Source organism: Kribbella sp. NPDC049227 (genome assembly GCF_043197265.1).
GTDB lineage: Bacteria > Actinomycetota > Actinomycetes > Propionibacteriales > Kribbellaceae > Kribbella.
Genome location: NZ_JBICST010000005.1, coordinates 346,490 through 373,123, shown reverse-complemented (window position 1 = coordinate 373,123; position 26,634 = coordinate 346,490). Strand labels below are relative to the sequence as shown.

The following is a 26,634-nucleotide window of genomic DNA, read 5'->3' as shown; positions in this document are numbered from 1 at the left end:
CGCGGTGAACCAGTTGCTGGACCGGGTGCGACAGTTCTGGCTGTCCCGCCATCCGCGCACGCGGGCGCTGGCCGTGCTCGCGCCGTTCATCGCGCAGTACCACGCCATGACCGGCCACGATCTGACCAACCGGGTCCTCGGCGACAGCGTGATCCTTGGCCTCGCGGCGATGTACGGCGCCCTGCCGCGAGCCGCCGAGCAGAGCGCCGAACGCTGGCTGGCCGAATGCGCCGTGGCCGTCGACCGCGCCTCGAACACGCACTGGCAGCTCAACCAGCACGCGAACGACCTGCTCCCCGAGGTCTCCGAGGCGATCTGGCGTCGCCTGCACTATCTCGATCCAGGCGGTAGGTCCTAAGCCGGGCTGAGTGCGGCGACGTACTCGGTCCCGGTGCAGACAGTGCCCAAGCGCGGGAACACATAGGACACCGCGAAGTCGTGGGCCGGCTGGTCGAGGCCGGTCATCGCGTCGGTGAGGTAGACGGTGTTGTAGCCGAGATCGTCCGCGGCCCGGCCGGTCGACTCGACGCCGAAGTTCGTCGCGATCCCGGCCAGCGCCACGGTCTCGATCCCGCGCGATCGCAGTTCGTCGTCCAGACTCGTCCGGCCGAAGGCTCCGATCGTCCGCTTCACGATCTCGAGGTCACCCGGCTGCGGGTCGAGTTCTGGTGCGAGCCCACTCCCTTCCGGCTGTGCGTCCAGCCCCGGCCGCTCGACCCGGACGTTGACCACCAGCCCGCCGACCGACCGCGTCGCCTTCGCCAGCGCCACGCATCGCTCGAGCACCACCGGTCCGGCCAGCGGTGCCGTGTCGAGCGCGATGATCCGCGGCATGAGATCGATCAGGACGAGGGCAGTACTGCGGGGATCCAGGCTGAGCGTGGTCACGTACCGACACTAGCGGCCAGGGAATCCGCGAAGGCCACATCCCGCTCGGTACCGGAGAAGCCGAGTCGCCAGCGGCCGCCGTCGTACTTCCCTGGTGGGAGCGCGCGTCCGCCCGGTTGCCAGAGTGGTTGCCAGGCGACCGCGCCGTTCGACGGGTCGTACCAGTGGTTGTCCTCGGACCAGGCCGAGCCCGGCCGGTACGCCGTCACGACGCTGAGGCCGGGGCCTGTCGCCATTGACCATCGCGGCAGTCCCGCGACGTCGCCGTCGCGGCCGAAGCCGCCGGGATCACCTTGGTCGGGCAGCGCGGAGTCGACGTTCAGCGCAACCTCCCAGACGGGTGCGTTCGTTGGTGCCTGCACCGTCCAGGCGAGACTCGTGTCGAACGTGGTCGCGCCGAAGTCGAATGTCCAGTCCGCGGCGACCGGCTCATCGCCGAAGGGGATGCCGCGTAGCGTCAACGACGTACGGCGCGCGTCCACGTGGGCAGCCGGGCCGCTGAGGTCGGTGGCGCCGAAGTTCCCGACCGCCAGATAGGGAGCGGTCGAGCGTCCGGTCGAGTCCAGCGCTGGGCGGTAGTTCCGGCGCCCGGTTGGATCGACGTCCAGACCAGTGAGTGCTGCTCGGGGGCTGGTCTCGATGGTCGCCCGGTAGTGGTTGGTGGTCACCACGCGGCCCTTCGTCACCTGCAGCTTGGCGAAGTCGAGCGGCGCGACGAACAGGCCGCCCTTCCCCCAGCCTGCTCCGGTGACGTACCAGTCCTGGCCGTCCTGCACGACTTCGGCCGCGTGCGCCGGGATCGTGCCGGCGAGCTGGTCGATGGTGAAGTGCAGCGGATCCTTGCTCTTGTAGACCTTTGTCGACTCGTAGCCACCGTCACAGCAGACGAACAGGTACCAGTCCGTTCCGCGCTGGACGACGAACGGCGACTCGGTCGGGCCACCGAACGTCCCGGCCGACGGGTGCTGGAACGCTGTCTGGCGGTCGCTCCAGTGCTTGAGGTCGGTACTGGTGCGGTAGGCAACGATGTGGTTCCCGCCCGCCGGCGTCGAGTTGGCGGTGTAGTACATCACCCACTGGTCGCCGACCTTGCGCACCATCGGGTCACGTCCGTCGAAGCCATCGGTGAACAGCGGGTTGGCCGCATCGCGGGTCCAGTGCACGAGGTCGGTCGACGTCGCCAGATGCATCCGGTACGCCGTGTGGTCCGGCGTACCGGCGGCGTAGAACATGTAGTAGGTGCCCTCGTCGTACATGACGTACGGCGCCCAGATGTGGCTCTCTCCCGCGGCCGGGTCGGCGATCAGAGCCGGCGCCTGCTTCGTCCACGGACCGTTCGGGGTCGGCGCTGTTGCGTGGCCGAAGCTCTTCTCGTCGAGCGGGTTGGCCGGCTCTGCGTGCGTGATCGCATACACGTGCCAGGTCCCGGTCGTGCGGTCCTGCACCAGGGTGTGGTCGTTGTAGTACCACGGCTCGGCCTCGCCGACGCTCGGGTCGTAGACCTTGGCGAATTCGCCGGCCGCTACGACCTTGTCGACCTTCACGTACGGCGTGATCCGCACGTGCTCGGGCGCTGCGGCGGACTGCAACGGCACAGTGAGGACAGACAGGCCGACCAGCGCGGCAAGAAGTTTGCGAATCATGAGTTCAGCTCCAGGTCGAGCAGGTCGACTCCGACGAGGAACCCGGTGGCGGCCGGGTTCTTGCCGGTCAACGTGATGACGAATTGGTGGTTACCGGCAGTAAGTTGCGCCGTTCCGAGGCCGACCTGCTGCGTGCTGACTCCGGAGGCGGAGTAGCCGTCGAAGCTCACAGCAGTGCCGCCGTCGACCTGTACGTCGGCGATGCCGTAGTCGCCCGCCTTGGTCAGGACCGTCGAGAGGTTGTACGAGCCGGTCGTCGGGACGCTGAAGCCCAGCACGATCTTGTCGCCCGCCTTGGTGGCGTGGATCCAGGCCTGCGATCCGCCCGACCAGCTCACGCCGCAGCAGTTGCCCTGCGGGTCGACCGGCACCGTCGACGACACCGGCGGCAACATCGCCTCGGCCTCGAGTCGCATCGTGTTGCCCGTGGATCCTTGCGCGGCGGCGGACTTGCCGCTCTGATGACCGGCGAGGTCCACAGCGGCGACCCGGTAGGACCAGGTCTCGTTCAGCCCGAGACCGCGGTGCACGAATCCTGGCAGCGGGCTGGTGCCGATCAGCCTCTCGGCAGCTCCCGCCTTCGCACCGTAGATGTTGTAGTGCGCGATTCCGCTGTCGTCACTGGTGTCCGACCAGGTCAGGCTGATCGCGTTGTCGGCCTGGCCGGTGGCGGTGAGTCCCGTCGGTTGCGCCGGACCGCGCTTGTCGTCGTACGGGAGGACCAGCGATTGGACGACGTACGACGATGCGGTCCAGCTCGGGCCGGCGGGCTTCAGCTCGATGTCGAGCTTGGTCCGGCCGAAGGTGAGTGCCGCAGGCAACTGGAAGTTGTCGTCCAGCCAGCGCTGGTGATCGTTGCCGAGCGGCTGCAGCCAGGTGCCGGCGTCCTTGCCGTTCACGAACACCTGGGCTGACTGGCCGGCGACGTTCTGGTCGCTCGTCCGGCGCAGCGTCACGCCGCGGTTGACCGGGTCGGTCTTGACGCTGAACCGGATGGGCTGGGTGGTGGCCCGGATCTGGTCGGTCAGGGTCGTGTCGTCGTGATCGCCTTCGTACACCGAGCTGACGTCGTACGTCTGCGCCCCGCTGTCGGCGTACCCGTGCTGCTGGAGGCTGGTCGCGGAGCCGGTGTCGATGCGGTCGGTCTCGCGGGCGCCGAACTTCGCCGCGGTGTAGAGGAACGCGGTCGAGCCGTAGATCGCCGGGTGGTCGTCCTGTTGCCCGTGCTCGATGCCGAAGTCGAGCTGGTTCTGGAAGGCGACGGAGTCGGTGATGTGCAGCCGCCAGGCGCCGTCGCACTCGTTGGCGCAGAAGCCGGCCCGCACCTCGTGGGCGGAGTTGCCGTGGAACGGCGTCGAGTACGTGCCGGCATTGAAGTACCAGCCTGACTCGTAGTAGTCCTCGGTTCCGGTGCCATGGATCGCCGGGGTCCGCTCGCCGTCGACGTACACCCGCTCGTCGCCCTCGAGGTAGCCGCGAGTGTTGCCGTCGGCAAGTAATCCCTCCATGGTCTGGGAGACGCCGACGAACTTGCCGCGACCGGTGACGTCGGCGAAGTTCCAGTCACTGCCCTGCGTGGTCTCGCCGCGCTGTGAGATCGCGCTGAAGTAGCCGGTCTTGCCGGTCGCCAGGTCGACCGCCTTGCGCGCGTTTCGGGCCGTCGAGACTTCGGCCTGACCGTTCAGCGGGTACGCCGAGGTGTTGACCAGGCTGACCGTGGCGCGGGCGGCGTACGGCATCGGCCACCAGGACGAGTACCAGCCGTCGGGGTCCATCCCGAAGAACAGCGAGCGGACCGGGTTCTCGCCGAGACCCGAGCCGAAGAACTCACCGATCGGGGCGTCGACCCGCTTCTCGCCGTCGATCGTCACCTGGACGCGGACGCCGGCCAGGAGCGAGTCCGACGGCTTCACCCGGGCCGCGTCCTCCTCGGTGGCGGCGTACGCCATCGCGTGCGAACCGCTCCAGTTCTGCTGCGTGATCTCGTAGCCGTGCGCCTGCTCGTCCGCGACGTGGTCCGGACCGACGTCGAGGGTGTCCGTGCGCTTCGCCGTACCGCCGACGATCGAGTCGGCCCAGTAGGTGAACTCGTTGAAGTCGAGGTCGGACGAGACGAACTGGTTGGTGATGGTGATCTCGGACTTACCGGCGGTAAGTTCGGCCGGGAGGTCGACGGTCTGATCCGCCCACTGCGCGCCCTGAGCCTTCAGTGGCGCCCACTCGCCCGCCTCGGTGCCGTCGACGAGCACCTTCGCGCGCTGGTTGCCGATCCGCAGATCCATCCGGCGGATCAGCTTCACGCCGGTGTTCGCCGGGTCGATCTGCATAGTGAACTTGCTGCCGCCGACGAACGCGCGGCCGTCGTCCGCGAAGGACTGCAGGTCCAGCCCTTCGATCTCGGGCAGCTTGAGCCGGAGCGCGCTGACCTCGCCCGGACCGTGGTCGTCGGCCAGGGTGATTCGTTTGCCGGGGGCAAGCTTCACCGGGGTCGCGGTGGTCTTGCTGTTCGGCTGGGCCGGCTTCGGGTCCTTCGTGCCGGCCGCCTTCAGCAGGGCGACGACGTCCTCGGCCTTGTCGCTCGGGTCGAACGTGCTGACGCCGTTCGCGTCGGGGAACTGGCGGTAGTCGACGTGGTAGAAGAACGGGTTGGTCTGGGTGGTGATCCGCATCGAGGAGCGGTACGGCATCGGCACCCGGATGTACACGCCACCGCTAGTCTCGACCCCGTTCGCGACCAGCGGGAACGTGAACGGCGCGCCGAGCTTGCCGTCGACCACGTCCTGCAGGGACGCGTGCAGCACCTGTTTGCCGTCGAGTTCGACGGTGATCGTGCCGGTCTTGCTGACATTGCCCTCATCACGGGTGAACCAGATCGACGCGACCTCACCGGGACCGCTGTCCTCGGCGATCACGCAGCCGTCGGCGGTCGTGCGCAGACAGGAGTATTTGCCGTCGAACCCGTCGTTGTTCGTACCGTCCCGGCCGAAGCTGGAGAACTGTTTGGTCCGGACACCGGTCTGCAGTTCGGGGAGCCGGTCCAGGTCGCGATACACCTGCCATCCGACCGGTCCGTTGTCGTTCCCGGCGTACGTCGTACCTGATGCCGTCGAGGCGTTCACGGCGGAGAGAGCGAGCAAGGCGCTGACAGCGAGCGCGGCAACACGACGGAACATGGGCGGCCTTCCGGCGGTGTCGGAAATCGATTTCTCAGATGTCTACCATCGATGCACAGCCGTTGAGAAGGGCTCGGCCACGTCGAATTGCCCCGTCCACCGATCGGGCCCGCCGACGAACAGGCTTGGCGGGCGCGCCAGACTGGGTCCGCACACACCTTGACCTGCGGGAGATTCGATGAGTTCTGCTCCAGCCCAGATCGCCGTCACCGGCCTCGCCGTGATGGGCCGCAACCTGGCCCGGAACCTCGCGCGCAACGGGTTCCGCGTCGCCGTCCACAACCGGTCGAAAGGCCGCACCGACGCCCTGATCCAGGAGTTCGGTCACGAGGGCGAGTTCGTGCCCGCGGACGACCTGCCCGCGCTGGTCGCGTCGCTGGAGCGGCCGCGCAAGATCATCATCATGGTCCAGGCCGGTCCGGCCACCGACGCGGTCATCGACGAACTCGTCCCGCTGCTGGAGGAGGGCGACATCGTCGTCGACGCCGGCAACGCGCACTTCCTCGACACGCGTCGCCGGCAGGACGCTCTGCAGGCCCAGGGGCTGCACTTCGTCGGCAGCGGCGTGTCCGGCGGCGAAGAGGGCGCACTGAATGGCCCGAGCATCATGCCGGGCGGCTCGGTCGAGTCGTACGCCGCCCTCGAGCCGATGCTCACCAAGATCGCGGCCCAGGTCGGCGACCAGCCCTGCTGCGTCCACGTCGGCCCGGACGGCGCCGGCCACTTCGTGAAGATGCTGCACAACGGCATCGAGTACGCCGACATGCAGCTGATCGCGGAGGCGTACGACCTGCTCCGGCACGTCCTCGGACTGTCACCGGCGGAACTGGCCGACGTGTTCCGGGAGTGGAACACCGGCGACCTCGAGTCGTTCCTGATCGAGATCACCGCCGACGTACTCAGCCAGACCGACCCGACCACCGGCGGTGCCTTCGTGGACGTCGTCCTGGACCAGGCCGAGCAGAAGGGCACCGGCCGGTGGACCGTGCAGTCCGCGCTCGACCTGGGCATCCCGGTGAGCGGCATGGCCGAGGCCGTGTTCGCGCGGTCCCTGTCCGGTGACGTCGTACGGCGGTCCGCGGCGGCCGGCGTACTCCCGGGGCCGGCTTCGGAGAAGGCCGATGTCGATCGGGAGGCGTTCATCGACGACGTACGGCATGCGCTGTACTCGTCGAAGCTCGTGGCCTACGCCCAGGGGTTCGACGCGATCCGGGCTGCCAGCGAGCAGTACAACTGGGACATCGACCTCGGGGCGATGGCGACGATCTGGCGCGGCGGCTGCATCATCCGGGCGCGCTTCCTGGACCGCATCAAGGAGGCGTACGACCGGAACCCCGCGCTGCCCTCGCTGTTGGTGGACGACTACTTCAAGGAAGCCGTCGCCAACGGACAGGAGTCCTGGCGCCGGGTCGTCGCGACGGCGGCCCAGGTCGGAGTACCCGCACCCGGCTTCTCAGCGGCCCTGTCCTACTACGACGGCCTCCGCGCCGAACGGTTGCCAGCAGCCCTGATCCAGGGCCTCCGCGACCTCTTCGGAGCCCACACCTACAAACGAGTAGACCGAGAAGGCACCTACCACCTCGAATGGTCCGGCAACCGCACAGAAACCCAGTCCTGACCTGTCACACGGACCGCGAAAGCACCACCCACGTGACGCGGTCCAGCGACCGCTCGGAGACGCAGTCCTGAGCTGTCGCATGGACCGCGAAAGCACGATCCGCGTGGAGCGGTCCGGCGACCCGTCGGGGACGCGGTCCTGAGCTCGGCGGTCAGCGCCTGTGCGGCGACTGGCCGCCACGCTTCTCCCCGCCCCCGAGCGAAGCGAGGGGGCGGGGAGTTTCTTCGCGGATTGGCTTGCGTCTCGAACGTATGTTCTAATAGACGCTCAGCGCCAGCCCGCTCACGGCGGGCGATGTTCACAAGGAGATCGCCGCAACGATGACTGTAGACACTCTGGCAGTAGAAGCGCCGTCGGACGTCGCCGACACTCCCGACACCCTCACCCCGACGGACGCCGCCCCGAACGCCGCCGCCCCGACGCCCGACGCGCCTGAAGCGGACAAGCCGAAGAAGGCTCCGGCGAAGAAGGCCGCGAGCAAGAAGACCAAGACGCTCGAGCTGACGCTGACCGTCACCGGCACCGCCGACGGCGAGTGGCACGCCGAGCTCAAGCAGGGCAGCACCTACCTGGCCCGCAACCTCGCCGTCGCGGCCGCCGCGGTCTCCCGCGCCGCCAAGGAACTGCACGAGGACCTCTCGACCCCGATCGACGAGGTCATCGAGGCCGCGCGCGAACAGCAGGCCGCCAAGGTCGCCGCCCTCGAAGCCGAACTGGAAGCCGCCCGCAAAGCCCTCGCCGACCTCGCTGACTGACCCCGGCGGCGACCACCCCCGGATCCCAGCCAAGAACAACCGCTTGAACGACAACCGCTTGAGCCGACAACTGCTCGACGACCGCGGCTCGAACGACAACCGGCTGCAACGACGGCTGCCTGAGGGCAACCGGCTTGCAGACCAATCGGCTGCAACGACAACGGCTCGAACGGCAACCGGCTTGTACGACAACCGGGTGCAACAACAGCGGCTCGACGCAACCGGCTCGAACGGCAGCGGCTTGAATGGCAATTGCTTTAGCGGTAACTGCTGACGTTTGGTGCTTCCCGCTCGTCCGGCAACGGACATGTAGGCACCTCCCCGCACAAGGGTGGGAAGTACCGAACGGCAGCTACCCGCAGGCACCGCGGCGGCCGCGGCAGCGGCGCCAGCTCGCGGACCTCGCAACAAAATGTGACGAACCCGGCGCGCCGCACCTCTGGGCGCGGTCGTGATCGAGGCCTTACCGTAATTCCCTGGGCCGATCCTCCTGGGCCCTGGCCGCTCCCGAAGTGAAGGGGTCAGATGAGCGCTTTTCAGGACATGGGATCGCTGCTGCTGGTCCGCGGCGCGGACGAGCTCGAGCACGCGGGCGGGAGCCTGTACGTCCACCTCCACCGCGTCGCCAAGCGCCTCACCACCCTCGGTGCCTCCGACACGCTCGTCCTGGCCGGCCTCGCCCACGCCGCCTACGGGACCGACGGTTTCCCCACGCACCTGTTCGACTGGCAGACCGAACGCCCGGTCCTGGAGGCCGTCATCGGTCCCGAAGCCGAGCAGCTCGTGTACCGCTACGGCGCGTGCGACCGCGAGACCACCTGGCGGGACCTGGCCGAGCACCGCACCGTCACCGACCGCTTCACCGGTACGTCGGAGGAGCTCTCCACCGCGGATCTCCGGGACTTCGTCGATCTGACCATCGTCAACGAACTGGACGTCCTCGACCACGCTCCAGACCTGGCACCGAAGCTCCACCAGTTCCTCCAGGAACAACTCCCGCGATGGCAGTCCCTGGCGTCCCCCGCTGTCCTCACCGAGGCCAACCGGGTCGTCCAGGTCTGACCAACCGGGCCACCTTGCCGTTGCCGGCGGTCGGAGTACCTGGAAAACGCCTGTACGCCGACGCATGATCGGTACATGGCCAGGTATGAAGTGGTTGCTCGCGCAAAGACCAATCGACTGTCCAACGCCGACTACATCGACCTTGCGCTCCAGTCGTACGCACTGGACGCCGGCATGCGCTTGTGCCGGGTCGAGGACCTGCCCGACGGCACGATCGCGATCGTCCTCCAGCACAAGCTCTCGCCGCGCAGGCACGACTCTGCCTGCGCGATGGCCAACCGCAGCCTGGCTCAGCTGGGCATCCCGGCACACCAGGTCAAGCAGATCGACCTCCACCGTCTCTCCCGCAAAGGCCGCACCCTCGTGCGCTCCTGGTCCGGCCCCGGCAACCCACCCGGCCCAGACCCCTCCGGCGACCGCGAACCCCGCCACCCCAAACCCAACCCCCCACACCTCTCCATCCACCTCGACCTCCCCAACACCTGAGGCTGACCGCCACCCGAGCGCTCGAGTCGTGGATCCAGGTCCCTGATCGGGGATTCCGCGCACACGATTCCACGACTCGGCGTGCCGAAGAACGCCACCGCGCGACCGCCTGTGGATAAGCGGCGCGGGCGGGCGGCGGGGTCGGGGAGAGTGGAGGGATGCTCGGAGAGATTTTCACGGCGGCGCAGGCGCGGAGGGCGGGAATGTCACCCGGGATCCTGCGCAGCGCCCGCTTTCGCAGGGTCGTGGGATCGGTCTATGCGCCGGCCGCGGTTCTCCTGACGCCGCGTGTGCGTGCCGCGGCGGCTCTGCTACTCGCGCCCGGCGGGGTGATCAGTCACCACACAGCGCTGGGGCTGTGGTGCGGGACGGGACCGACGTCGGGCGAACTACATCTGAGCGTCCGGCGCGACCCCCATCGGGTGGTGCCACGAGTTCGCGGCCTTCGGGTTCATGAGGTCCGCAACCTGGAGGGAGTGCCCGTGCTCGGTGTGCCAGTGACACCACCGGAGCGCACGTTCCTCGACCTCGCGCCGTACTGCGACCTGACCGAGCTCGTCACGGCCGGCGATGCACTGGTACGACGTACGGATCTCGACCCCGCACGGCTGATCGAGTCGACGACCGCGGCGGGCGGCGTTCGCGGCATCCGATTGGCGCGGCGGGCTGCGACTCTGGTTCGACCGGGCGTCGACTCACCGATGGAGTCTCGGCTCCGGCTGTTGCTCGTGCTCGACGGGCTGCCTGAGCCCGAGGTCGGGCGGGTCCTCCTCGACTCCGACGGAGGCTGGTTGGCCCAGCCCGACCTCTGTTACCCGGAGCTCAAGATCGCGATCGAGTACGACGGCCGCCACCATGCGCAGGACCTCGGGCAATGGCGGCGTGACATCCGCCGCCGGGAGAATCTCGAACGCGAAGGCTGGCTGGTGCGCGTCATCACAGCCCACGACCTCCTCCACGCCCCCGCCACCGTCGTGGCCCGCGTCTCCCAAGACCTCCGTGCACGTGGACACCGAGTCGTGGATATCGGTGGCCGTCATGGACCGATGCGCGGCCGAATCCACGACTCGGTGGCGACGTCAGGGTGTGATGACTTCGAAGCGGGTGGCGTAGCGGGTGCCTAGGCCGGTGCCGGCGGGGCGGGAGATGCCTTCGAGGAATTCGGTCGGGTCGAAGTGCGGCCAGTTCAGGCCGTCGATGTAGACCCTGTGCGCGTTCAGCGACTCGACGCCGATGTCGAACGTGTCGGTGGTGTCGACGGCGTGCTTGGCGTTGGGTGAGCCGGCGGCCCAGACCTGCCGTACGCCGGCCCAGCGCTCACCCACGTCGGGAAAGATCCAGCGGTTGGCGGCGTCGCGGACCGCGTCGATCGTGGCGCGACCGGTGTTGATGTGATCGGCCTGATTGAGGTTGCCGTCGCCGCCCCACGTGTCGTGGAAGTTGTTCGTGATCACGATCTCCGGCTGATGCCGCCGGATCACCTCGGCGATCACGCGGCGGAGCGGGACGCCGTACTCGATCGTCCCGTCCGGCTGGCCGAGGAACTCGACATGCGAGACCCCGACGATCCGCGACGACTCGAGTTGTTCGGCCTCGCGCAACGGCCCCGACTTCTCCGGCGGGACTCCGTCGATTCCTGCCTCCCCGGACGTCAGGAGGCAGTACACGACCTCCTTCCCCTGGGCCGTCCATCGCGCCACAGCAGCCGCCGACCCGAACTCCATGTCGTCCGGGTGAGCGATCACTGCCAACGCCTTGTGCCAGTCCTCGTCGACCGGCTGCAGCGACTCCACGTCAGTCATGTCCGCAGGCTACCCGCGCCGCGTCGCCTCGAACACCACTCCGCGCGCGAGCCGGTCAGCCGAAGATCTGGCGGGTGTACGGATTGGTGAAGGTGTGGGTCGGGTCCAGGCGAGCGCGGACGGCGAGGTAGTCCTCGAAGTGCGGATAGCGCGTGCGGAGATCCGCGGCGGTGAGGGTGTGGAGCTTGCCCCAGTGCGGGCGGGCGTTGTAGTCGGAGACGATCCGCTCGAAGGCGTCGAAGTAGGCGGTGTGCGCGAGGCGGTGGTATTGGTGAATGGCGACGTACGCCGTGTCGCGGCCCTGGGCGGTGGACAGCCAGATGTCGTCCGCTGCGGCGACGCGGACCTCGATCGGGAACGGGATGCGCGCACCCGAGGCATCGATCCACTCGCGAAGCCGGCGGATCACCTCGACCACGTTCTCCCGGGGTACGGCGTACTCCGACTCGCGGAAGATCACGTTGCGCTCGGAACAGAACACCTTGTACGACGCGTCGACGTACTCGCGGGCCGACAACGCGCGGGACGCGATCCGGTTGATCCGGGGAACCAGGCCGGGTTGCCTGACCGCGACGCGGTTGGTGAGTTCGAAGACCTTGTTGGACAGGAGTTCGTCGTCGATCCAGCCGCGGACCCGGCCGACCGGGGACGCACCGACGCCGGCTGCGACCCGGTTGTTCCGCTTGGTCAACGCGAGGTCGGTGTGCGGGAACCAGTAGAACTCGAAGTGATCGTTGCCATCGGCAAGCTCATCGAACCCGTCGAGAACCTCCGTGAGCGGCAGCGGCATCTCCTGGGCCCGCAGCAGGAACGCCGGAACGGTCTGCAGCGTGAGCGAGCTGATCACGCCGAGCGCGCCGACGGAGACGCGGGCCGCGGCGAAGACGTCCGGGTTCTCATCGGCCGAACAGTGCAGCACCGACCCGTCCGCGGTGACCAGGTCGAGCGCGACAACCTGGGTGGCGAGGCCGCCGAGGCGCGCGCCGGTGCCGTGGGTGCCGGTGGAGATGGCTCCGGAGATGGTCTGCTTGTCGATGTCACCGAGGTTCGCCATCGCGAGGTCGAAGGCGGCGAGGCCGGCGTTCAGCTTGCGCAGACCGGCGCCGGCGCCGACGGTCACACGCCCGGATTCCTTGTCGGCGTTGACGATCGAGGACAGCCTGTCCATCCGGATCATCACCTGCTCGGGCACGGAGCAGCCGGTGAACGAGTGGCCGGCGCCGACGGCCTTGAGCTTCTTGCCCTGCTCGGCGGCAGCCTTCACCATCGCGGCGAGCTCGTCGGTGGAGGACGGCCGGAGGATCTCCACACCGGTGGCCGACTCGGTGCCGGCCCAGTTCCGCCAGGTGCTCATCCGAAGTTCCTCCCCTCGCCCCGGTACGTGACGAGCTCACTCACCTCGTCGCCGTCGATCGCGTGAACGACCTCGAACCGCTCCAGCATTTCGCCCGCCTTCGCATAGCGCATCCAGACCCGGTCTCCAAGATGCAGCCCTTCGGCGGACCTGCCAAGGACCGGAGTCTGCACTTCTCCGGCACCTTCTGTGCCCAGCAGCTTCAGCCCGGCCGGCCAGGTCGGCGATGGCAGCCTCGACTTCTTGGCAGGCCCGGACGCGACGTACCCGCCGCCGAAGAGCGTGGCGAATCGCGGGGCAGGACGACGTACGACGTCCAGGGCGTAGGCGACCGCGTGCTCGGGCTTGAAGACGTCGTACTTGTCGAAGAGCGTCGGGCCGTAGAGGCCTGAGCCGGCGGTGACCTCGGTGACGACGGGGTCGGCGCTGCTGATCTCGACGCTGCCGGTGCCGCCGCTGTTGACCAGGCGCAGCGGAGCGATCTGCTTGATGGCGTCGACGACGGCGCCGCGGCGGTCGGCGAGCTCGGCGGCCGAGCGGCGCTTGACCCAGCGGACCGCCGGGGAGGTGTCGGGGAGGCCGGCGATCTGCGCCTCGTAGAACATGACGCCGGTCAGTTCAAAGGTGTCGTCGGCGGCGACCGTGCGGGCGAGGGTGGCGACGTCGGCGGGGGTGCGGAGGGGCGAACGGCGTACGCCGAGGTGCTGGCCGAAGATCCGCAGCGAGGCGTCGACGTCGAGGCAGACCTGGATGCGGGCGTCGCCGGTCGCGATGGACTTGATGAACGCGAGGTGCTCGGGTGAGTCGATCATCAGCGTGATCCGGGCGGCGGCCTCGGGGTCTTCGGACAGGGCGCGCAGAGCCGTGCGGTGCACGGTCGGGTAGCCGATCAGGATGTCGTCGATGCCGTTGTGTGCCAGCCAGAGCGCTTCCGGGAGGGCGTAGCTCATCACGCCGTGGAAGCCGGGTCGCTCGAGCGCGGCGGAGATCAGCGCGCGACAGCGGATCGACTTGGACGCGATCCGGATCGGCGTCCCCGCGGCACGGCGGACCAGGTCGTCCGCGTTCCGGCGGAACGCGGCGAGGTCGACCACCGCGAACGGCGCGTCGAGACCCGCGGTCAGGCGGGCATACCGGTCGAAGTCACCCATACCGCGAGTGTAAAACAACAAATACTGAAAGGTAATACAACTTCCGTTGCAGTTGGATGGCGTGAACGCCGCCTCCGGCGGCGGCAGTCGAGGGGGCCTCCGTTGCAGTTGGATGGCGTGAACGCCGCCTCCGGCGCCGGAAGTTGAGGAGGCCTCCGTTGCAGTTGGATGGCGTGAACGCCGCCTCCGGCGGCGGATGTTGAGGGCTTCCATTGCGGATGGTCGACGAAGACGGGTTGAGGCTGGGTTAGGGAGTGTCGATGGTGGATTGGAGGGTGGGGGTGGCTGTGTGGGACCAGGTGGATTGGGTTTGGGGTGGGGTTGTGGCGGTGGCGGCCAGGAGGGCGACCGTGCGGCCTTGGACTACTGAGATGTCGGTGTAGGACTCGGCTCCGGCGTACTGGCGGGTGGCTGCTGTGGCGGTGTCCTCGGTCCAAAGCTGGGTGACGGAGAGGTCGCCACCGGTGCCGCACGCGGTCATGCGGGAGTGGTAGCCGCGGTAGTAGGCGGCCGCCTCCTCAGCGCCGGTGAAGCGAAGGAGCAGCGCCGTTGCAGGCAGCCCAGCGGCGGTACGGTACGTCGCTTGGAGCGCGTACTGCGGCACTGGAAGCGACCCGGACGGCAGCTGACCAGCACAACCAACCGGGAGCGCCTCGAACGCCGCCTGATGTGGCTCACGCTGCCGGGTCCAGGTCTTGTTGCCCAGGAACCCCGCCTCAGCACCACCCGGGTCGACGTACGTCTTCCACCCAGCCCCGAGCTTGGCAGGCGCCGGGAGGTTGCGAGCACTGAGTGGACCGGCCGACGCAGGCGGCGGTGCGGTCGCTTCCTCCGGCAGTTCCGGCGGTACGGCGGCGTCCGTCGGCTTGACCGTGCTCAGCGTGTTCGTAGGCACCGGCACGGTGCCACCTAGCGTCGGTGTGGGCGTGCTGGTGGGCTGCGGCGTCCCAGCAGCCTGAGGCTGCGGCGGCTCAGCACTGCAGCCCACCAGCACCACAGCGAGCACCGCAGCACCAGCCAGCACCGCTGCACGCGCGAGCACCGCAGCACCAGCGAGCCCCGCGGCACCAGTGAGTGCTCTCACTTCGGCTCGAAGTGCTGGTAGTCAGGCTTGCTCCAGCGCGCACCCCAGAAGTACCCCTGCCCGATCAGCGCCTTCGTAGGAGTATTGGTAGCGAAGAGCATGCCCGGCCGCGACACCGACCGGTTCCGGTACGCGCTCCCGTTCGACGGGTACCAGACGTTGTTCGCCGCGAGATAGGGGTTCTCGACGGTGTTGATGTCGATCGCCCAGCCGTAGGAGTGCGGCGACAACGCATACGGGTTGCCGGTGACGCGGCGGCAGTTGAACGCCGAGGTGTTGTCGGCCGCCATCGACCTGATGTCGCTGCCGCCGAACCGGTCCACCCGCCGCATCTGCCGGATCGGGAACTTGGACGCGAACGTCGCCGTCCAGGCCGTGATCATCTTCTGTACGGCGGCATCCCGGACGATCAGCTCACCGCGGTGCACCGTGTGGTCGAAACCCCAGTAGTTCAGCTGCAGCAGCCGCAGCGACGACGGCCGGACCGGACAACCGGCCCGATAGGTGTTCGGCAACGAGGCAGCCGTCACCGTGTAGACCTTCGGGTTCATGTGCGCCTTGACCACGATCTTGACCGAGGCGGAGTACTCCATCGCCGGCTGGCTGACCCACCGGCTCAGCACCCGGACGGTCCGGGTCGCCGGCACGTTGTCCGGGACGCGGAAGAGGTACTTGCCCCACTTGTCCATCTTGGTGATGCCCAGTGCGAGCCACTTGCCACCGACGTACTGCTGCAGCGCGAGCTCCTTGCCCGGCTCGGGCGGCCAGGTCCGCCCGCTGACGGACGCACCGGTCAGCGTCGCGTACCACGGGGCCGGCGTGTTGACCACGATCTTGCGGTCCTGGATCGGCACGGTCCGGGCCGCCGAGATCGCCAGCGACGTGGTGTCCTTCGCTCCGATGATGGTGCGGAACGCCCAGGTCCCGGGGTACGCCGAGACGAAGCTGAACTTGTAGACCCCGCCAGTCGTGGTCCGGGTCGCGCCACGGAGGACCCACGTGGTCGAGACGCGCTGCCACAGGGTGATGTAGGAACCGGTGATCGGCTTGCTGATCGCGCCGGTGAACACGACGGGCCGGTCCTCCCACGAGGCGGCCGGCTGGTTCAGCGTGATCGACCACTCCGGCGTCGCCGCGGGAGTCGGAGTCGGCGTCGGCTCCTCCACCGCGGGCGTAGGAGTCGGCGTCGGTTCCTCCACCGCAGCAGTCAGCGGTGGAGACGGCGTGACCGCAGGAGTCACCTCAGGCGTCGGCTCGTCGGCCGCCTGCGCTCCGGCCGGGAGCAACCCCAGCACCAGCACGACAGCAGTCCCCGCCACCCCGACAACTCGCCACATCTTCATGTGCACGTCCCCTCCCCAGGGAATCATCTACCCATTGAAGAGGACGCCGCACAAGACGTGGAAGTTCTGTTACTCCTGCAGTCTCTTCACCGCGGCGTCGATTCGCTCGTCCGTGCCGGTCAGCGCGACCCGCACGTGCCGCTCCCCCGCAGTACCGTAGAAGGCTCCTGGAGCGACCAGAATGCCGCGGTCCGCGAGCGCTCCGACGGAGCCGTAGGCGTCGTACGACGGGTGCTCGGCCCACAGGTACAGCCCACCGTTGGACAGGGTGATGGCCCAGCCTGCATCGGTCAGCGCGTCCCGCAGCACGGACCGGCGGCGCAGGTACCGTGCCCGCTGCTCCTCAACGTGCGCGTCGTCGGCGAAGGCAGCCGCCATCGCAGCCTGGATCGGTGACGGCACCATCAGCCCGGCGTGCTTGCGTACGGCAAGCAACTCGGTCACCACCGTCTCGTCGCCGGCCACGAAGCCACCGCGGTACCCGGCCAGGTTGGACCGCTTGGACAGCGAGTGCACCGCGAGCAGGTTGTCGAAGCTGCCACCACACACGTCCGGGTGCAGCACGGACAGCGGCCGTGCGTCCCAGCCGAACTCGAGGTAGCACTCGTCGCTGACCAGCAGTACGTCGTTCGCCCGCGCCCACTCGACCGCACGGCGCAGGTCGTCAGCGGAGGTGATCTCACCGGTCGGGTTCCGCGGCGAGTTCAAGTACGCGACCCGCACCGGCCCGTCGTACCTGGTCGGATCGCTGACCGGCACGCTGGTCGCGCGAGCGAGCGCAGCGCCGGCCTCGTACGTCGGGTACGCGAGATCCGGGATGAGGACGGTGTCACCCGCGCCGATGCCGAGCAGCGTCGGCAGCAGCATGATCAGCTCCTTGGTGCCGATCACGGGCAGTACGCCGGTCTGCGGGTCCACTCCGGTGACATCGAGACGCCGTGCCATCCAGTCCACGGCGGCCTGACGCGCGGTCGCCGTACCGATGGTGGTCGGGTACGACGGTGCGTCGGCCGCGTCCGCGAGCGCCTTCTTCACCAGGTCCGGCACCGGGTCCACCGGGCTGCCGATGGACAGGTCGACGATGCCGTCGGGATGCTCGGCCGCCTTCTGCTTGTACGGGGCGAGCTTGTCCCACGGGAAGTCTGGCAGCCGGCTGGAGGTCTCGAAGATCACTCCCACATCATCTCTCGCCCAGCGCCCGCCCCGCCGCCCGGCGCCCGCTCCGCGAGAAAGCCGACCGCCTGCTTCACCAGGTCCGGGTCCCGCAGCACCCGCCGGTGCCCGAGTCCCTCGCTGGTCTCCAGCCGCGCGCCTGGCCAGTCGCCGACCAGATCGACGCTGCCCTGGTACGGCGTCTCCGCGTCGGAGCGATCGTGGATCAGCAGCAACGGCGGCAGCTGCCGTCCGGCGGCGATCTCCGCGACGATCGCGCCCATCCGGAACGAGCTCATCGGACCGAAACGCGCCTGGAACCTGCGCTCGAACCCACGCCGGATCCGCGGCCCGAAGCCAAGGACCGCCTGCATTTGATCAAGTGTCACGGCGAAGTCGGTCGCTGCCGCCACGAAGACGAGCCGCTCCACCTCGAGCCCGTCCCGCAGCGCGAGAGCAGTGGCCGTCGCGCCGGCCGAGTGCGCGATCACGCCGTACGCCGGCCCGTGCGCGGCGACCACCGCGGTGAGCGCGTCGGCGATCTCGAGGAGGGTCGACGAGGAGCTGCCTTCCGGCCCGGGAGCCGACTGGCCATGGCTCGGAGCGTCGTACGTGACGACTCGAAAGCCCTGGTCGACCAACGGCTGGATGTACGCCGCCAACTGCAGACCCCACCCACCCCAGCCGTGGACGAGATAGACCGCCGGCCCTTCGCCGTACGACAGGCCGCGCAGCGTCCCGACCTCGAACGGCGTCGGCGTGGGCAGCTCACCCCGCGGCCGCCGCGCCTTCTCCGGTACGGCGGGGATGCGGAACCACAGCCGGTTGAGCAAGGCCGTGCCGACCGGTGGTGCGAAGCGCTCGGACAGCTCGAAGACGCGATTCAGCAACCGAACGTTCGTGCTTTTCTGGGCCACGGCAAGTCACTCCACACGGTCGGATCGGGCGGCCCGGAGGAGCGCCTCGAAGGCGGTGCGCGCTCGGTCCTCGGCCTTGGGGTCGGCCAGGAGCCGGCTGGCGTGGTGGTACGACAGCAGCACACCTCTGATGTCGTACGCGTACTGCTCGGGGTCCGCATCCTCGCGGAAATGTCCCTCGGTGATGCCGGTCCGGAAGACGTTCGCGAGCAGCTCGGCATGGTCGCGCTCGGCGCTGACCACCAGATCGCGGACCGGGCCGGCCGGTGCGTCGTCCAGCTCGGCGGAGACGCTGGCGAAGAAGCAGCCGCCCGGCAGGGCGAGATCACCGTCGTCCCAGCGGAGCTTGCGGTCGAACAACGCCCGCAGCCGCGGCTCACCGCGCGGAGCCTTGAGCGCCGGCCGGATGACGCGCTCGGCGTACAGCTCCACTGCTCGTTCGACGACCGCGACCTGCAACTGCTCCTTGGACCGGAAGTGGGCGAACAGGCCGCTCTTGGACAGCTGCATCCGATCGGCCAGCAGGCCGATCGTCAGACCGCTCAAGCCGCTCGCACTGACCACACGCGCAGCCTCGTCCAGCACCGCCGCGCGGGTCTCCTCGCCTTTACCCACGCAACGATAAAAGCACGACCGTTCGCTTCCCGGCAAGGGATTTTCAGCAGGCCTTGTCCGGGTCCACCTTCGCGAGGATCTGGTCGGCGATCGCCTTGAGCTCGGCGAGCTGGGCCGGCGTGAGCGTGTCGACGACGTACTCCCGGACCGTCGCGACATGACCGGGAGCCGCCGTGACGAGGACGTCGTAGCCGGCGTCGGTGATCGTCGCCACCGTGATCCGGCCGTCGTCCTCGGCCGGGCGACGGGTCACGAAGCCCCGCTGCTCCAGGCGCTTCACCACATGCGACAGCCGGGACAGCGATCCGTTGGCGAACCCGGCCAGATCACTCATCCGCAGCGAGCGCTCCGGCGACTCCGACAGCCCAGCGAGCACGAGGTACTCGAAATGGCTCAGTGCCGAGTCCCGCTGGAGCTGGTAGTCGAGCACGCCCGGCAATTTGAACAGCAGCGTGGACAGCGACTTCCACGCCGCCAGCTCGTCGGCCTCCAGCCACCGCGTCTCACTCCCCATGACACCAGTCTACGGCCTTAGTTGACGCTTCAAGTCACCCGCGCTAGCTTTGGGTTGAAACGTCAACTCATCACTGAGAGTGGGACATGAACGTCTTTCTGTGGATCGTCGCGGGGGTCCTGGCCGCCTTCTTCCTGGCTGCCGGCGCGAACAAACTGAGCCAGTCGCGCCGCAAGCTGCTCGCGAACCCGAACATGCAGTGGGTCGAGGACTTCTCGGCCGGCACGCTGAAGCTCATCGGCACCGCCGAGGTGCTCGGGGCCCTCGGCCTGATCCTGCCCGGTGCCCTCGACATCGCACCGATCCTGGTCCCGCTGGCCGCGGTCGGGCTGGCCGTGATCATGGCCGGCGCGATCGTCACCCACGCCCGCCGCAAGGAGTGGAAGGTGCTCCCGCTCAACGCGGTCGTCCTGATCCTGGCCGTCCTGCTCGCCGTCTTCCGCTTCGGTCCCAACAGCTTCTAGGAAGATGGGACCCAACCGGACGAAGGACGCCGGTTGGAGGGGTGAGGGATGACGTACGACGTGGCGGTGGTGGGGGCCGGAGCGATGGGGTCGGCGGCGGCTCGCGCGGTGGCGGCTGACGGGCGGGAGGTCGTCGTACTGGAGCAGTTCACGCTCGGGCATGACCGCGGTGGATCGCACGGCGCGACGCGGCTGTTCCGGCCGGCTGCCGACGACGCCGACCTTGCCCGGCTGACCGAGCAGGCGCGGCCGCTCTGGCGTGAGTTGGAGGCGGAGTCCGGCGAGACGCTGTTCGAGGTCACCGGTGGAATCGACTTCGGCGTGGACGACGCGACCGTGGAGGCGTTCCGGTCGTTGCATGCGGCAACCGGCGAGGTGCTGACAGCCGAGGCGGCGACCGAACGGTGGCCGGGGTTCCGCTTCGAGACACCGGTCCTCCACCAGCCGGGCTCCGGACGCCTGTACGCCGACCGCACCGTCAAGGCACTGCAGACGGTCGCCAGCCGGCACGGGGCAGAGTTCCGCGTGCAGTCGCCGGTGCACGCTCTGCGCGTCCACGACGGCTTCGTGGAGCTCGACGTACCAGGTGGGGCCGTGCGGGCGCAGCACGTCGTGGTGACGGCCGGTCCGTGGGCTCCGAGGTTGCTGGCAGGACTCGCGCCGCTGCCACCGATCACCTGCACGCAGGAGCAGCCGCGGTTCTTCGCACCGAAGTCGGATGGCCTGGACTGGCCGAGCTTCTTGAACCACAACGGCAACAGCTACGGGTTGTTCGAGCCCGGATCCGGAGTGAAGGTCGGACTGCACGGCTCTGGTCCAGTGGTCGACCCCGACACGCGTGACTTCGCGCCGGAACCGGGGCGGGACGCCGAGCTGATCCGCCACGTCGAGCAGTGGTACCCGGGACTCGACACAACGCGGTCCACGACGATCAGCTGCCTCTACGACAACACCCCGTCGGACACCTTCGTCATCGACCGGGCCGGACCGATCACGGTCGCCGTCGGGTTCAGCGGGCAGGGCTTCAAGTTCGTACCGCTGGTCGGTGAGTTCGTACGTGGCCTGGTCACCGGCGCGGCCGCCGTACCGTCGCGCTTCCGGATGGCGAGCCACAATGTCCCTCGCTGACCACATCACCGAGCTGTCGTTGGTGGACCACCATGTCCACGGCGCGGTCAAAGGCCCGCTCGACCGGACCGCCTTCGAGCAACTGATCACCGAGTCGGACCGGCCGGTCCCGCCGTGGCTGTCGACCTTCGATTCCCAACTGGGATTGGCGATTCGTCGGTACTGCGCTCCGCTGCTCGGACTGGAGCCCCACGCGTCGCCCGACGAATACCTCGCGGCCCGGGCGCAGCAGGACCCGAACACCCTGCTCCTCAACGCCGCAGGTGTCAGCGACTACCTCGTCGACACGGGCTACCAAGCCGACGCAGTGACCGGTGTGGACGAGCTGGCGGCGTTGAGCGGCTCGCGTGCACATGAGGTGGTCCGGCTGGAGTCCGAACTCGAGTACGTCGCCGCACACGAGTCCACCGTTGCCGCCGTACCGGATGCGCTGTTACAGCGGCTGGAGAAACGGACTGCCGGTGCTGTCGGACTGAAGAGCATCGTCGCGTATCGGCATGGGTTCGACTTCGACCCGGCCGAGCCAAGCACCAAAGAGGTGTTGGCCGCACTCGACCGCTGGTACTCCACCGGCACGGACCGCGTCACCGACCCGGTGCTCCTGCGTTGGCTGCTCTGGATCGGTGCACGCCGCGGCCTACCGCTGCAGCTCCACGTCGGCTTCGGCGACACCGACCTGAACCTGCGGACCGCCGACCCACTACTGCTGACCGAGTGGCTGCGCCAGGTGGAGCCACTCGGCACGCAGGTCGCGCTGCTGCACTGCTACCCGTTCCACCGCGAGGCCGGATACCTCGCACACGTCTTCCCCCACGTCTACTTCGACCTGGGCCTGACCACCATGTACGTCGGCGCACGGGCGGCGGCCGTGGTCGCGGAAGGCCTGGAGCTGGCGCCGTTCGGCAAGCTGCTCTACTCCTCGGACGCGTTCGGCCCGGCAGAGCTGCACTACCTCGGCGCTGTCCTGTGGCGGCGGGCCGTCACGTCAGTGCTCAGCGGCTTCGTCGAGCAGGACGACTGGTCCGCCGAGGACGCCGTACGCGTAGCCGCTCTGTGGGGCCGTGACAACGCCCGGCGGCTCTACCGGCTGCCTTAGAGGTAGAGGCCGGTCTGGCCGTCCTCCAGACGGCCGGCCGCGACCGCGTGCAGATCGCGCTCGCGGAGCAGGATGTAGTCGTCGCCGCGGACCTCGACCTCGGCTCGGTCCTCCGGGTCGAACAGGACCCGGTCGTCGACCTCGACGGTGCGGACGTTGGCCCCGATGGCGACCACCTTCGCCCAGGCGAGCCGGCGACCCATCTGCGCGGTGGCCGGGATCAGGATGCCGGCCGACGACTTGCGCTCGCCCTCCTGCTCGAGGGAGACCAGGACGCGGTCGTGCAACATCCGGATGGGCAGCTTGTCGTCGGAGAGCTTCTTGCGAGGAGTCACCGGCGACCCACCAGCCGCCGGATCAGCAGCAGGACGGCGAGTACGCCGACCGCGGCGCCACCGACCGCGACGATCTTCTGGGTCCGCAACTGGCCACGCTCGTCGAAGACCTGCGCCTTCGCCTGCTCGACCTGGCGCTTGGCCAGGTTCTTCGGGTGCGCCCGGTCGACCAGCTCGTCCACCGTGGAAGCCAACCGCGCCCGCGTGGCGGCGATGTCCGCCTCGATCTGCTCGGCGGTCCGAGCCTTCGCCTTCGTGTCCGACACCTGTCGGCGCTCCCTTCATTCGACGGGCCAGCCCCGGGATGGCCGGGCCTGCCCTGCGTACATCCCATCCTCGCAGGTCACGCCTGCAAGTCCACGACCACCTTGATGTCATCCGGTTCGCGGACCAGAGCGCTCGGCCAGTCGGACAGCGGTACGGTCCGGGTGATCAGCCGCTCCAGCCAGGTCCGGTCCGCGGTGAGCAGCACGTCGACGGCATCGGCGTAGTGCCGCTTGCCCGCGTTCACCGAACCGACCAGCGCGGCATTGCGGACCACCAACTGCCGGATCAGGGCGTCCAGCTGGACGTCGATCGACGCGGGACCGGGCGAGATCCCGATCAGGCACATCACCCCGGCCGGCGCGAGCAGCTTCGCGCAGTCGAAGACCACCTGCCCGGCCCCGGTCGCCTCGATCACCACATCGGGTACGACGCTCAGGTCGGCGAGGTCGGTCAGATAGGTGCCACCGAGTGCTCGCACCAGCTCCGGCTTCGGCCCGTCCGGCACCCGGTCCAGGACGTGGACGTCGTACCCGCGCTGGCTCGCGATCAGGGCGGACAGCAGTCCGATCGGACCAGCCCCGGTGACGAGCACGTGCTGCGGCCCGAACCAGGACCGCCGGCCGGCCAGGTCCACCTGCTCCCAGGCTTTGGTGATCACACTGGCCGGCTCCACGAGTACGCCGAGGGGCCCGAGCTCGGCCGGGATCGGTACGGCGAAGAACGGGTCGACCCGCCACCGTTCGGCGCCGTACCCGTCCATCTCCTTGATGCCGCGCTCGGTGTACTCGCCGTTGCGGCAGAAGTCCCACTCACCGCGTGCGCACGCCGGACAGGGCTCCGGGTCCGGGCGGCGGACCACACCGGCCACCAGATCGCCTGTGGCGAAGCCAGAACCCGCCGGAGCCTCCAGCACCCGCCCCAGCGACTCATGTCCGATGACCAGGTGGTCCGAGCCCGGCCGCCCGCTACCGAACGCTCCGGAGACCAACTCGATGTCCGTCCCGCAGATGCCGGTCAGCAACCCCTCGACCAGCACCGAACCGTCGGAGGTGGGCGGGTCCGCGACCTCTCCGAGCTTCGCAGAGTCGGCTTTCCCCGGTATGACTGTCATGGCCCGCATGCGCCAACTCCACCCTGCGGCCCCTGCCCGCGCAAGTCGCCACTCAGGCGCCCCGCCCACGTACGATTGCGAGCAGTTCACCCGTTCCCCTGGAGGGCCTGATGTCCGAACGTCTGTCCGTCGGCGATGTCGCACCTGACTTCACCCTGCCCGATGCCGATGGCAACGAGGTCGCACTGAAGGACCTGCGCGGGAAGAACGTGATCGTCTACTTCTACCCGGCCGCGATGACGCCCGGCTGCACCAAGCAGGCCTGCGACTTCCGCGACTCGCTGGACTCGCTGCAGGCCGCCGGGTACGCCGTACTCGGCATCTCACCGGACAAGCCCGCGAAGCTGGCCAAGTTCCGCGAGCGTGACGGCGTGACGTTCCCGCTGCTGAGCGACCCGGACAAGCAGGTGCTGACCGCGTACGGCGCCTTCGGCGAGAAGACCATGTACGGCAAGAAGGTCACCGGCGTGATCCGCTCCACCTTCGTGGTGGACCCGGAAGGCAAGGTCTCGGTGGCGCAGTACAACGTCAAGGCCACCGGTCACGTCGCCAAGCTCCGCCGCGATCTCGGCCTCTGATCCGGGCCGGTCCAGACCACTCCGCGGAGGGAAACCTTCGACCGTTTCATGGCGATGGTCCATGGAACGGTCGTTTGAGCAAAGTCTCCAGTGTGATTTGGATCACACCCGGATCTCACCGGATCGGAGCGACAGGACTACCCTCGGTGAGTTTTTCAGTGTTCTTGTGAAAGAGCGGTACTCCCAGGACCACCGGCGTTCGGTTGCGGTCCACCCCCGGGTGTGTCAAGAAGTACTCCGACCTTGGCCCTGACCAGCCGAAAGCGGGTAATCTGCGCGCGCAGTCAGCCTCTGGGAGGGAGGGACCTGCCGCGATGGGAAAACATTCCTCTGCGGTGACGCGAAGTAACAACAACCGTCGTTCGGTGTACATCACCGCGGTCGGGCTATTGGTGGTGTCGTTGGGCGCTGTCTTTGTGGTCCGCTCCTTCGGATCGCAGTCCGGCGCCGACGGGTTCCTCGGCGGGAAGTCGTGTGACGACCCGACGCAGGTCTCGTTGAGCACCACACCCGAGATGCAGCCCTCGCTGGAGGCCGCGGCCAAGTCGCTGGCCGGCAAGGGCGGCGACGACGGAACTCCGTGTCTGCAGTTCACCATCAGCGGGGCTCCCTCGGCCAAGGTGGCCCGGGACATCGCCAGCGGCAGCGACAACCGGCCCGACCTGTGGGTGCCGGACTCGTCGCTGTGGGTGGCCCAGGCCGACGACGGCCAGAGCGTCCCGAGCATCGCCGTACCGTCCGTCGCGACCTCGCCACTGGTGCTGGTCGGGCGGAGCGCCAACTTCGCCGACACGTCGTCCTGGCTGCGCGCCCTCGGCGCCGCGGATCCGGCTCTGCTGGACCCTCTGAACACCTCGCCCGGTGCGCTCGCGCTGCTCGCGGTGCAGTCCGAGCGGCAGAAGACCTCTGCCTCCGACACCCAGGTGTCGCAGGTGATCGTGCCGCTCGCGCAGCGACTCGGTTCGATGGCCAAGCCGTACAGCGACGTCAACGCACTGTTCGGCCGGGCCGACCAGGACGGCAGCAGGGTCGTCGTACCGGCGTCGGAGCAGAGCTTCGTGAAGTACCAGGAAGAGCACCCGGACGCCCAGCTCAAGGCGATCATGCCGGCCACCGGCACGCTGACGCTGGACTACCCGATGGTGGTCACCGCCAAGGACGACGCCGAGACGATCAGCGACGCCGGCAAGGCGCTCGCGGCGGAGCTGCTGTCCGACGCGTCCAGCCAGGCCCGCGACCAGGCCGGTTTCCGGGACGCACTGTTCAGCCCGCTCAGCGGCGGCCGCGGGGTCGGCGACCTGACCCAGCTGACCAAGCCGACCGGCGAGGCGATCGAGAAGGCGCTGCAGAACTGGACCCGGCTGTCGTTGTCCACGCACTCGCTGGCGGTCATCGACGTCTCCGGCTCGATGGCGGAGATCGTCGGCAACAAGACCCGGATGCAGCTGACCATCGAGGCGGCCAGCGGCGGCCTGTCGCTGTTCCCGAACAGCGCCTCGCTGGGGCTGTGGACGTTCTCGACCCGGATCGGCTCGGACGGCGGCGACTACAAGGAACTCGTCCCGATCGCGCCGCTGTCGTCCGGCCAGCGGACCAAGATCCTGGCCAACCTGAAGATCCAGCACGCGGTCCCCAACGGCGGCACGGGTCTGTACGACACCGCGATCGCGGCGGTCCGCGCGGTCCGGAACCAGTACGACTCGAGCGCGGTCAACTCGATCCTGCTGTTCACCGACGGCAAGAACGACGACCCGGGCAGCCCGACCCTGGAGAAGACCATCCAGACCCTGGAAGGCCTCCGCGATCCGGCCCGCCCGGTCCGCATCATCGCACTCGGCATGGGCCCGGACGCGGACGCCGAAGAGCTCCGCAAACTCGCCCAGGCCACCGGCGGCCAGTCGTACGTCGCCCGCAACCCCGGCGACCTGCGCACGGTGTTCATCGACGCCCTGCAAAGCCGCTGAGCCTCCGCTGCTCCCCTAGGATGTCTGTCCTAGGGGAGCAGCGTGCTCGCCCAGCCAGAGTGGTGGAACGGCAGACACGCCGGCTTTAGGTGCCGGTGCCCCCGGGCGTGCGGGTTCGAGTCCCGCCTCTGGCA

Annotated in this window: 27 protein-coding genes and 1 tRNA gene; 13 read left to right on the top strand and 15 right to left on the bottom strand. The window is 68.7% G+C overall.

All coding sequences use genetic code 11. The features are described from left to right. Positions 1-4: 4 nt before the first annotated feature. Positions 5-358, top strand: a complete 354-nt coding sequence (locus tag ACGFH6_RS24025; RefSeq protein WP_393387670.1) for a hypothetical protein — start codon at positions 5-7, stop codon at positions 356-358. On the opposite strand, the gene ACGFH6_RS24020 is transcribed toward ACGFH6_RS24025, so the two are convergent. Genes ACGFH6_RS24020 through ACGFH6_RS24010 form a run of 3 tightly spaced genes read right to left on the bottom strand, consistent with a single transcriptional unit; the run spans position 355 to position 5,704 of the window. Continuing rightward, entirely contained in the window at positions 355-888 is a 534-nt protein-coding gene (locus ACGFH6_RS24020; RefSeq protein ID WP_393387667.1) for an isochorismatase family protein, read from the bottom strand. The genes ACGFH6_RS24025 and ACGFH6_RS24020 overlap by 4 nt on opposite strands. Beyond that, complete coding sequence (locus tag ACGFH6_RS24015) at positions 885-2,531, bottom strand: glycoside hydrolase (RefSeq protein WP_393387664.1); 1,647 nt, start codon at positions 2,529-2,531, stop codon at positions 885-887. Before ACGFH6_RS24015 ends, ACGFH6_RS24020 begins: the two co-directional genes overlap by 4 nt. Then, positions 2,528-5,704: a DUF2961 domain-containing protein gene (locus tag ACGFH6_RS24010; protein ID WP_393387661.1), complete on the bottom strand. Its 3,177-nt coding sequence runs from the start codon at positions 5,702-5,704 to the stop codon at positions 2,528-2,530. Before ACGFH6_RS24010 ends, ACGFH6_RS24015 begins: the two co-directional genes overlap by 4 nt. Positions 5,705-5,882: 178 nt before the next feature. Here ACGFH6_RS24010 and gndA point away from each other — a divergent pair, with 178 nt between their 5' ends. The 6 genes from gndA to ACGFH6_RS23980 all read left to right on the top strand — a co-directional run bounded on the left by gndA (position 5,883) and on the right by ACGFH6_RS23980 (position 10,749). Continuing rightward, the gene (gndA, locus tag ACGFH6_RS24005) at positions 5,883-7,322 is read left to right on the top strand and encodes an NADP-dependent phosphogluconate dehydrogenase (RefSeq protein WP_393387658.1); all 1,440 of its coding nucleotides are present in this window, start codon (positions 5,883-5,885) and stop codon (positions 7,320-7,322) included. Between the two features lie 320 nt (positions 7,323-7,642). Then, the gene (locus ACGFH6_RS24000; protein WP_393387655.1) at positions 7,643-8,077 is read left to right on the top strand and encodes a DUF6319 family protein; all 435 of its coding nucleotides are present in this window, start codon (positions 7,643-7,645) and stop codon (positions 8,075-8,077) included. 43 nt (positions 8,078-8,120) lie between these two features. After that, positions 8,121-8,351, top strand: a complete 231-nt coding sequence (locus tag ACGFH6_RS23995) for a hypothetical protein (RefSeq protein WP_393387652.1) — start codon at positions 8,121-8,123, stop codon at positions 8,349-8,351. Between the two features lie 251 nt (positions 8,352-8,602). After that, entirely contained in the window at positions 8,603-9,139 is a 537-nt protein-coding gene (locus ACGFH6_RS23990) for a DUF6817 domain-containing protein (RefSeq protein WP_393387650.1), read from the top strand. Between the two features lie 75 nt (positions 9,140-9,214). Beyond that, the gene (locus ACGFH6_RS23985; protein WP_393387647.1) at positions 9,215-9,625 is read left to right on the top strand and encodes a hypothetical protein; all 411 of its coding nucleotides are present in this window, start codon (positions 9,215-9,217) and stop codon (positions 9,623-9,625) included. 482 nt (positions 9,626-10,107) lie between these two features. Continuing rightward, positions 10,108-10,749: an endonuclease domain-containing protein gene (locus ACGFH6_RS23980; RefSeq protein WP_393387645.1), complete on the top strand. Its 642-nt coding sequence runs from the start codon at positions 10,108-10,110 to the stop codon at positions 10,747-10,749. Here the strand turns inward: ACGFH6_RS23980 and ACGFH6_RS23975 are convergent. The 9 genes from ACGFH6_RS23975 to ACGFH6_RS23935 all read right to left on the bottom strand — a co-directional run bounded on the left by ACGFH6_RS23975 (position 10,705) and on the right by ACGFH6_RS23935 (position 19,557). Beyond that, positions 10,705-11,427 carry a PIG-L deacetylase family protein gene (locus ACGFH6_RS23975; protein WP_393387642.1) on the bottom strand — a complete coding sequence of 241 codons (723 nt, stop codon included), beginning with the start codon at positions 11,425-11,427 and terminating at the stop codon, positions 10,705-10,707. The genes ACGFH6_RS23980 and ACGFH6_RS23975 overlap by 45 nt on opposite strands. Before the next feature lie 55 nt (positions 11,428-11,482). Beyond that, entirely contained in the window at positions 11,483-12,781 is a 1,299-nt protein-coding gene (locus ACGFH6_RS23970) for a D-arabinono-1,4-lactone oxidase (protein ID WP_393387640.1), read from the bottom strand. Beyond that, positions 12,778-13,932 (bottom strand): amino acid deaminase/aldolase, encoded by a 1,155-nt coding sequence (locus tag ACGFH6_RS23965; RefSeq protein ID WP_393387638.1) that lies wholly within the window; start codon positions 13,930-13,932, stop codon positions 12,778-12,780. The genes ACGFH6_RS23970 and ACGFH6_RS23965 overlap by 4 nt, the downstream gene beginning before the upstream one ends. A 247-nt stretch (positions 13,933-14,179) precedes the next feature. Further along, on the bottom strand, positions 14,180-14,833 hold the full coding sequence (locus tag ACGFH6_RS23960; RefSeq protein WP_393387635.1) for a hypothetical protein: 654 nt from the start codon (positions 14,831-14,833) through the stop codon (positions 14,180-14,182). Positions 14,834-15,012: 179 nt separating this feature from the next. After that, positions 15,013-16,359, bottom strand: a complete 1,347-nt coding sequence (locus ACGFH6_RS23955; RefSeq protein ID WP_393387632.1) for a M15 family metallopeptidase — start codon at positions 16,357-16,359, stop codon at positions 15,013-15,015. Between the two features lie 69 nt (positions 16,360-16,428). Then, on the bottom strand, positions 16,429-17,529 hold the full coding sequence (gene dapC, locus ACGFH6_RS23950; protein WP_393388754.1) for a succinyldiaminopimelate transaminase: 1,101 nt from the start codon (positions 17,527-17,529) through the stop codon (positions 16,429-16,431). Continuing rightward, on the bottom strand, positions 17,529-18,428 hold the full coding sequence (locus tag ACGFH6_RS23945) for an alpha/beta fold hydrolase (RefSeq protein WP_393387629.1): 900 nt from the start codon (positions 18,426-18,428) through the stop codon (positions 17,529-17,531). The genes dapC and ACGFH6_RS23945 overlap by 1 nt, the downstream gene beginning before the upstream one ends. Before the next feature lie 6 nt (positions 18,429-18,434). Further along, complete coding sequence (locus ACGFH6_RS23940) at positions 18,435-19,043, bottom strand: TetR/AcrR family transcriptional regulator (RefSeq protein ID WP_393387626.1); 609 nt, start codon at positions 19,041-19,043, stop codon at positions 18,435-18,437. Positions 19,044-19,086: 43 nt separating this feature from the next. Next, entirely contained in the window at positions 19,087-19,557 is a 471-nt protein-coding gene (locus tag ACGFH6_RS23935; RefSeq protein ID WP_393387623.1) for a MarR family winged helix-turn-helix transcriptional regulator, read from the bottom strand. An 86-nt stretch (positions 19,558-19,643) separates the two neighbouring features. Between ACGFH6_RS23935 and ACGFH6_RS23930 the strand changes: the two genes are divergently transcribed. From ACGFH6_RS23930 to ACGFH6_RS23920, 3 genes are read left to right on the top strand one after another with little or no spacing between them, the layout of a single operon-like run. Then, positions 19,644-20,021: a DoxX family protein gene (locus ACGFH6_RS23930; RefSeq protein WP_393387620.1), complete on the top strand. Its 378-nt coding sequence runs from the start codon at positions 19,644-19,646 to the stop codon at positions 20,019-20,021. A gap of 48 nt (positions 20,022-20,069) precedes the next feature. Beyond that, on the top strand, positions 20,070-21,149 hold the full coding sequence (locus tag ACGFH6_RS23925; protein ID WP_393387617.1) for an FAD-dependent oxidoreductase: 1,080 nt from the start codon (positions 20,070-20,072) through the stop codon (positions 21,147-21,149). Beyond that, on the top strand, positions 21,136-22,245 hold the full coding sequence (locus ACGFH6_RS23920) for an amidohydrolase family protein (protein ID WP_393387614.1): 1,110 nt from the start codon (positions 21,136-21,138) through the stop codon (positions 22,243-22,245). Before ACGFH6_RS23925 ends, ACGFH6_RS23920 begins: the two co-directional genes overlap by 14 nt. Here the strand turns inward: ACGFH6_RS23920 and ACGFH6_RS23915 are convergent. From ACGFH6_RS23915 to ACGFH6_RS23905, 3 genes are all read right to left on the bottom strand, one after another. After that, positions 22,242-22,535 (bottom strand): co-chaperone GroES, encoded by a 294-nt coding sequence (locus ACGFH6_RS23915; RefSeq protein ID WP_131362142.1) that lies wholly within the window; start codon positions 22,533-22,535, stop codon positions 22,242-22,244. The genes ACGFH6_RS23920 and ACGFH6_RS23915 overlap by 4 nt on opposite strands. A gap of 41 nt (positions 22,536-22,576) precedes the next feature. Next, entirely contained in the window at positions 22,577-22,846 is a 270-nt protein-coding gene (locus ACGFH6_RS23910; protein ID WP_131361818.1) for a DUF3618 domain-containing protein, read from the bottom strand. Positions 22,847-22,923: 77 nt separating this feature from the next. After that, a complete protein-coding gene (locus ACGFH6_RS23905; RefSeq protein ID WP_393387611.1) occupies positions 22,924-23,967 on the bottom strand; it encodes a glucose 1-dehydrogenase in 1,044 nt (347 codons plus the stop codon). 101 nt (positions 23,968-24,068) lie between these two features. On the opposite strand from ACGFH6_RS23905, the gene bcp reads away from it, so the two are divergent. From bcp to ACGFH6_RS23890, 3 genes are all read left to right on the top strand, one after another. Continuing rightward, positions 24,069-24,536, top strand: a complete 468-nt coding sequence (gene bcp / locus ACGFH6_RS23900; protein WP_131361816.1) for a thioredoxin-dependent thiol peroxidase — start codon at positions 24,069-24,071, stop codon at positions 24,534-24,536. A gap of 335 nt (positions 24,537-24,871) precedes the next feature. Then, positions 24,872-26,500 carry a substrate-binding domain-containing protein gene (locus ACGFH6_RS23895; protein WP_393387607.1) on the top strand — a complete coding sequence of 543 codons (1,629 nt, stop codon included), beginning with the start codon at positions 24,872-24,874 and terminating at the stop codon, positions 26,498-26,500. Positions 26,501-26,553: 53 nt separating this feature from the next. Continuing rightward, positions 26,554-26,634 (top strand) — tRNA-Leu (locus tag ACGFH6_RS23890).